Annotated in this window: 4 protein-coding genes and 1 pseudogene; 4 read left to right on the top strand and 1 reads right to left on the bottom strand. The window is 75.7% G+C overall.

From position 1 onward, the window contains the following. Positions 1-391, top strand: a pseudogene (locus AB0442_RS30655) (hypothetical protein); the annotation flags it as partial. A 71-nt stretch (positions 392-462) separates the two neighbouring features. Here AB0442_RS30655 and AB0442_RS30650 read toward each other — a convergent pair. Beyond that, entirely contained in the window at positions 463-3,234 is a 2,772-nt protein-coding gene (locus AB0442_RS30650) for a SpoIIE family protein phosphatase (RefSeq protein WP_366166884.1), read from the bottom strand. 361 nt (positions 3,235-3,595) lie between these two features. Between AB0442_RS30650 and AB0442_RS30645 the strand changes: the two genes are divergently transcribed. The 3 genes from AB0442_RS30645 (at position 3,596) to AB0442_RS30635 (ending at position 6,611) form a co-directional block, all read left to right on the top strand. Further along, positions 3,596-4,780, top strand: a complete 1,185-nt coding sequence (locus AB0442_RS30645) for a rhodanese-like domain-containing protein (RefSeq protein WP_366166883.1) — start codon at positions 3,596-3,598, stop codon at positions 4,778-4,780. A gap of 152 nt (positions 4,781-4,932) precedes the next feature. After that, positions 4,933-5,562, top strand: a complete 630-nt coding sequence (locus tag AB0442_RS30640; protein ID WP_366166882.1) for a DUF5819 family protein — start codon at positions 4,933-4,935, stop codon at positions 5,560-5,562. Beyond that, positions 5,559-6,611, top strand: a complete 1,053-nt coding sequence (locus AB0442_RS30635) for an HTTM domain-containing protein (protein WP_366166881.1) — start codon at positions 5,559-5,561, stop codon at positions 6,609-6,611. Before AB0442_RS30640 ends, AB0442_RS30635 begins: the two co-directional genes overlap by 4 nt. Positions 6,612-6,614 lie beyond the last annotated feature (3 nt).

Here is a 6,614-nt window from a genome sequence, read left to right as displayed (position 1 = left end):
CGCCTACGCCTGCACCCTGGCGGGCACGCTCTTCGCCCGGATCGGCGTGGAGCTCGGCCCGGAGCACCTCTTCGGCTTCCCCACCTGGGTGGGCCACGTCCGGGACACCGGCCCGTCCGCGGCCGTGGTCGCGCTGGCGGTCTGCGTGGCGATCCGCTGCCGGGCCTGGTGGACGGGCGGCGCGGTGGTGCTGGCGATGGTCGTCGAGGCCGTGCTGCTGCCGAACCTCGCCGGGCTGGAGCACGTCGTGGCGGTGCTGGTGGCCGGGCTGATCGCGGCCTCGCTGGAGGTCTTCGGGCAGTTCTGGCCGCGGGTGCTGGCCGGGGTGGGCGCGGCCGCCTCCGTGGCGGCCGAGGGCGGACCGCGGACGGCGGTGCCGCTCGTCCGCTGACCCGGTGCGCCGGGGCCACCCGGCCGTGCCGCGGCCCCGCCGTACGGCCCCGGGCCGTACGGCGGCGCCCTTCAGCCCCTGGGCAGTGCCAGTTCGAACCAGACCACCTTGCCGACCGCCTTGCGGGCGGTCCCCCAGCGCTCGGCGAGCTTGCTGACCAGGTGGAGCCCCCGGCCGTGCTCGTCCATGGAACCGGCGGGCTCCAGCGACGGCAGGTTGTGGTTGTCGTCGCTGACCTCGACCAGCAGCTTGTCGACCCTGATCAGCTGCAGCTGGACGTGGTCCCTGGCGACCCGGACGGCGTTCGTCACCAGCTCGCTGACCAGCAGCTCCACCGTGTCGTCCACGGCGTCCAGCCCCCAGGCGGCGAGCTGGCCGCGCACCAGCGACCGGGCCCGGCGGACCTCGCCCTCCGCGACGGCGAGCTCCCAGGTCGCCACCTCGCTCGGCGGCACGCCGTCGAAGCGGGCGACCAGCAGCGCGACGTCGTCGGCCCGGTCGTCGGTGTGCAGCCGCTCCAGCACCGTGTCGCAGGCCTCGTCCGGGGTCTGCTTGGGGTCGATCAGGTTGCCGCAGAGCGCGGCCAGGCCCTCTCCTATGTCACCGCCCCGCACCTCAACCAGGCCGTCGGTGCACATCACCAGCATCGAGCCGTCCGAGACGTCGATCCGCTTCGCCACGAACGGGACCCCGCCGACGCCGATCGGCGCGCCCTCCGGGATCTCCAGCAGCTCGCCCCGGCCGTCGGGGTGCACCAGCACCGGCGGGACGTGCCCGGCGCTGGCCAGCTCGCAGGTGCGGTTGATCGGGTCGTAGACCGCGTACAGGCAGGTCGCCAGGTGGTCGTCGCCGAGCTTGTGGGCCAGGTTGTCCAGGTGCCGCAGCAGCTGGCCGGGCGGCAGGTCCAGTGCGGCGAGGGTCTGCATGGCGGTGCGGAACCGGCCCATCGCGGCCGCCGAGTGCAGGCCGTGGCCCATCACGTCGCCGACCACCAGGGCGACCCGGCTGCCCGGCAGCTGGATCGCGTCGAACCAGTCGCCGCCGACCTCCGCCCGGGAGTCGCCCGGCAGGTAGCGGTGCGCGATCTGCACACCGGGGATCCGCGGCGGCCGGGTCGGGATCATCGACCGCTGCAGGGTGGTCGCCACCCGGGACTCCGCCCGGTGCAGCCGGGCGTTGTCCAGCGACAGCGCGGCCCGGGCCGCCAGCTCCTTCAGGGTGGCGGCGTCGGACTTGTCGAACGGCGAGCGGTCCGGCAGCCGCAGCAGCTTCAGGATGCCCAGCACCGTGCCCCGGGCGGACAGCGGCAGCACCAGCATCGACCGGCCGACCACCACCGGCACCAGGTCCGGCCCGCCGCCCAGCGAGGCCGCGTAGTCCACCGCCACGTCCGGGTCGATCACCGGCACCAGCACCGGCTGGTTCTCCTGCAGGGCGAGGCCCGGCGGCGTGGAACGGGGCATCGCGAGCAGGGCGCCCTCGTCCAGGACGTGGTCCCAGTGGCCGGGGGAGCTGTTCACCGCGCGGGCGACCCGGCGCAGCATCGTCCGGTCGTCCGGGCGTTCGTCGGGCAGCTCCGAGTCGGAGATCAGGCCGTCCAGGAGGTCGACGCAGGCGAAGTCGGCGACCCGCGGGACGAGGACCTCGCACAGCTCGCGGGCGGTCGTGTCGAGGTCCAGGGTGGTGCCGACCCGGTTGCCGACCTCGCTCAGCAGGGCCAGCTGCTCGCCGGCCTGGCTGACGGTCAGCACCTCGACGGACGGCGGTGCCGGCGGTGCCGGGACACCGGGGGTGTCGTAGGGGTGTCCGTCCGGCCCGTCCGATCGGCCCTGCGGCGGAGCGGACCCGACGGCGGCCCTGACGGGCGCGGTGCCGTTGGCGGTGGACTCGATGGCTGGGCCTCCCTGGCTCTGGCCGTTCGCGGTGACCGCCCCGGACTCGCGCTGCCCGGGCACGGTGGTGCCGATCCCCTGCCCGTCCTCGGCGCCGCGCGGCGCCCCGGCGGGCAGGACCTGCAGGCCGATCGTGCGGCGCCCGCCGGGCGCGGCCGGATCGGCCGGGCGGCGGGCCGCCCGGGGCCGGTCGGCGCGCTGCTGCGGGGTCGGGTACCGGCGGACCAGTCCGGCGGCGACCCGGGCCGCGCCGCGGCCGGCCGGCTCGTAGGGGAGGACGGGCAGTCTGGTCGCCGCGTCCACCCAGAGCGCGGGCACCCCGGCCGCGGCGACCTGCCCGAGCAGCCGTCGGCGGCGCTCCTCGGAGCCGCGCGGCAGCAGGCCGTCCAGCTGCGCCGCACCGCCCGGTCCGACCGGGGCGAAGGCGGGGGAGACCCGGTGGAAGGCACCGGTCGCGGCGGGCGCCGCGGCGTACGCCAGCAGCCGCTCGCCGAGCGCTATCCGCGGCCCGCCGGCCCGCAGCGGCCGGGCGTCCGCGGCCAGCGCCAGCAGGCTGCGGCCGGCCGGCTCGACCAGCGGATACGCCCACCAGATGACGTCGCGCAGCCGCTCCTCGCGGTCGACCACGGCCATCGCGCCCGACCAGGCTGCGTCGGGCCGGGTCAGGTCGTCCAGGGTGTCCAGGGCGTCGCAGCGCCGCGGCGGCGTGCCCGGACGCGGCGCACCGGTCTCCGGGCGGGGTTCGACGGCGGGCAGCAGACCGGAGGCGGTGCGGCCGCAGGCGACCTCCGCCCGGTGCCCGAAGAGCTCCTCCGCGGCGCGGTTCCACAGCGCGATCCGGCCGTCCGGGTCGACCATCACCGCGGCGACGCGCAGCAGGGCGACCACTCCGGAGGGAGGGTCCCCCGCGGCCCCTCCCGCCGTCGGTGCGGAGTTCGGCTCGTCCACCATCGGTTCGGTCTGCTCCCGCCTGGCCGCCCTGCCGGGGAGCGGCCGCCGTGTCGGCGCGGCGCACCGGCTCCTTGTCCCCGGCCGCTCCTGCGTGTCCCATCCTTCTGTACGCGGGCCCCCGGGCTGCGCTCGGCCACAGGCGCGGCGTAGGACGGAGGCACCCTCCAGCGAAGCACGTGCGAGCCCGGCTCCGACAGCGAATCGCGGAGATTCCTCGGTATCAGTTGCGTGTCGCTGGGTGAGCGCCCGTGTGCGCTGCGGGTTCAACCGGAAGGAGTACCGGGACGCGGGCCCGGCGGACCGGTCCGGCCCCCCGGTAGGGTGGCAGGCTCGGAGACCGGGTGCATGCGGAGGCGGACTGGTGAGCGCGGAGAGCCCCGTCCAGTGGAGCGAGCAGGATCGGCTGCTGCTCGAGGAGCGGGTGGCCGCCGCCGAACTGGCCTGGCTGACCCTCGACGTCGACGTCGCCACCCTCCGGGTGGAGATCGACAACTTCGCGCTGGTCCACCACCAGCTGCTCGGGCCGCTGTACGCCCGCCTCGACGAGCTGGACGCGCTGATCGCCGAGGCCGTCGCCGTCCGCACCGGGGACCCGGAGGCGCTGCGCCGCGCGGCCGAGGCCCGCAGCCGGGTCGCCGAGCCGGACGACCCGGCCGCCGCCGACCTCGCCCCCGAGCCGCCGGCCGCCGCCAAGGTCCGGCCCGACCGGAACGCCCAGCGGATCTACCGCGACCTCGCCCGCCGCGCCCACCCCGACCTCACCACCGACCCGGCCGAGCAGGAGCGCCGCTCGGCCTTCATCGCCCGGGTCAACGAGGCGTACGCGCAGGGCGACACCGCCGGCCTGGAGGAGCTGGCCGGCGAGTGGTCGACCGCCCCGGAGACCGCGCCCGACCCTGACTCCCCCGACCGGCCGGACTGGCTGCTGCGCCGCCTGGAGTGGCTGACCGCGCGGATCGGCCAGCTCGCCACCGAGCAGGTCCGCCTGGAGCGCACCCCGATGGGCGAGCTGCTGCTGCTGGCGCCGCAGGAGCCGGAGCGGCTGCTGGAGGAGCTCGCCGAGCAGCTCCTCGCCCGGGCCTCCGAGCGGCGCGCCGACCTGGAGCGGCTGCTCGGCGACGACGTCGTGCCCGGTCCGGCGCCGGCCGGTCGGCACAATGGAGGGGAGGACCCCTCGCAGAACCGCCCCCGCACCCACGCCCAGGAGAATCCGACGATGTTCGCGCAAGCGCTGCCCACCACCGACGCCGCGTCCGTGCCGGCCGACGCCGCACTGCTCGACGTCCGCGAGCAGGACGAGTGGGACGCCGGCCACGTGGACGGCGCGCTGCACATCCCGATCGGCCAGGTGATCGCCCGGATCGACGAGCTGCCCGACGGCAGGCTGTACGTGCTCTGCCGGGTCGGCGGCCGCTCCGCCCAGGTCGTCCAGTACCTGGTCGCGCAGGGCCGGGACGCGGTCAACGTGGACGGCGGCATGTTCGCCTGGGAGGCCGCCGGCCGCCCGATGACCGCCGCCGACGGCCGGGACCCGTTCGTCCTCTGACCGCACCGCGGGCCGCCCGCCCGGCTCCGGGGACCCGCTCCGGCGGGCCCCCGGCCGTGCCCGGGGCACTCCCCGGCCCTGTCCCCCGGCGCGCCGGTACGGCAGGATGACCGGGCGAACCGTGCCGCAGCAGCCGTAGGGGAGGACACCGCGTGCGCACCTGGTCCACCCCCGCCCTCACCGTGCTCTGCCTCTCCGGGGCCGGCATGATCGGCGGGACGGCGATCCTGCTCGGGGCGCTGTTCCTGCACAACGCCCCGTCCAACGCGCTCTCCCAGGAGTACCGGCAGCAGCTGGACGGGCTGGTCTACCCCGAGTTCGAGCAGAACTGGAAGCTGTTCGCGCCCAACCCGCTGCAGCAGAACGTCACCGTCGACGCCCGGGTGCAGACCATCGCCGAGGACGGCGAGGTGCACACCCGCGACTGGACCGGCCTGACCGCCCGGGACGCCGCCGCGATACGCCACAACCCGGCGCCCAGCCACGTCGACCAGAACATGCTGCGCCGCGCCTGGGACTTCTACGAGTCCAGCCACCCCGCCGAGGACGGCGCCGTGCCGGGACAGCGCGGCAAGCTCGCCGAGGAGTACCTCAAGCGGATAGCCCTGCAGCGGTTCGGCCGCACCGCCGGCGGCGAGCGGATCCTGCAGATCCAGTTCCGCTCGGCGGCGAAGGCCGTCCCGCCGCCCGCCTGGAGCACCGAGGAGCCCGGCGAGTCCACCCCGTACAAGGAACTGCCCTGGTGGCCGGTGGACGAGGACGACTACCGGGGGCTGCTGTGAGCGGAACGGCCACCGACCCGGTCGCGGCCGCCGACCCCGCGCCGGTCGCGGCGGCGCCGCCCACCCGCTTCGAGCGGCTCTTCGACGCCTTCACCGGCACCGTCGTCGGCCGCCGCCAGGCGGCGGTGGTCCGGATCGGCTTCGGCCTCGCCTGGCTCGGCTTCCTGCTCCGCGAGTGGCCGAACCGGCGGGTGCTGTACGGCGACCGCTCGCCGTGGTCCGCCGACCTCTCCGACCGGCTGCTCTCCGCGACCCACGCCTTCACCGTGCTCTCCTGGTCGGACGGCCGGCTCTGGTTCGAGACCGTCTACCACCTGGGGATCCTCGCCGCCGTGCTGATGGTGCTGGGCTGGCGCACCCGGGCGAGCGCCGTGCTCTTCGCCGTCACCGTGCTCTCCCTGCAGAACCGCAACGTGCTGGTCGGCGACGGCGGCGACAACGTCGTGCACCTGATGGCGATGTACCTGGTGCTCGTCCGCTCCGGCCTGGTGTGGTCGCTGGACGCCCGCCGCCGGGCCCGCCGGGAGGCGCCGACCGCGCCCGCCGGGGAGCTGCCGGCCGTCCGCGACGCGCTCGTCACCATGCTGCACAACTGCGGCATGGCGATCATCGCCGCACAGGTGGTGCTGATCTACTCCACGGCCGGCTGGTACAAGGTGCAGGGCTCCCGCTGGCAGGACGGCACCGCCCTGCACTACCCGCTGCACCTCGACTACTTCGCCCCCTGGCCGGAGCTGTCCGCGCTGCTGGGCTCCAGCCTGCTGATCACTTTCGTGCTCAGCTACGGCACGGTGATCCTGCAGGTGGCCTTCCCGTTCACGCTCGCGAACCGGCGCCTGAAGAACGTGCTGCTGGCCCTCATGATCGCCGAGCACTCGGCGATCGCGGTCGTCCTCGGGCTGCCGTTCTTCTCGCTGGCGATGATCGCCGCCGACCTGGTCTTCCTGCCCACCGCCTTCCTGGAGCGGCTGGACGCCCGCTGCGGCCCGGCCGCCCGACGGCTCCGGGCGGCCGTACGCCTCCCGGCGGCGCGCCCGCCTTCGCCCTAGACT

Origin of the sequence: Kitasatospora sp. NPDC085895 (assembly GCF_040702125.1) — a bacterium.
In the GTDB taxonomy this organism is placed as follows: domain Bacteria; phylum Actinomycetota; class Actinomycetes; order Streptomycetales; family Streptomycetaceae; genus Kitasatospora; species Kitasatospora arboriphila.
This window is presented reverse-complemented; position numbering and strand designations above follow the sequence as displayed.

What these genes read in the sequence shown, in the direction of transcription:
- AB0442_RS30650 (WP_366166884.1), bottom strand. Translation starts at nt 3,234, where the DNA reads ATGGTGGACGAGCCGAACTCCGCACCGACGGCGGGAGGGGCCGCGGGG.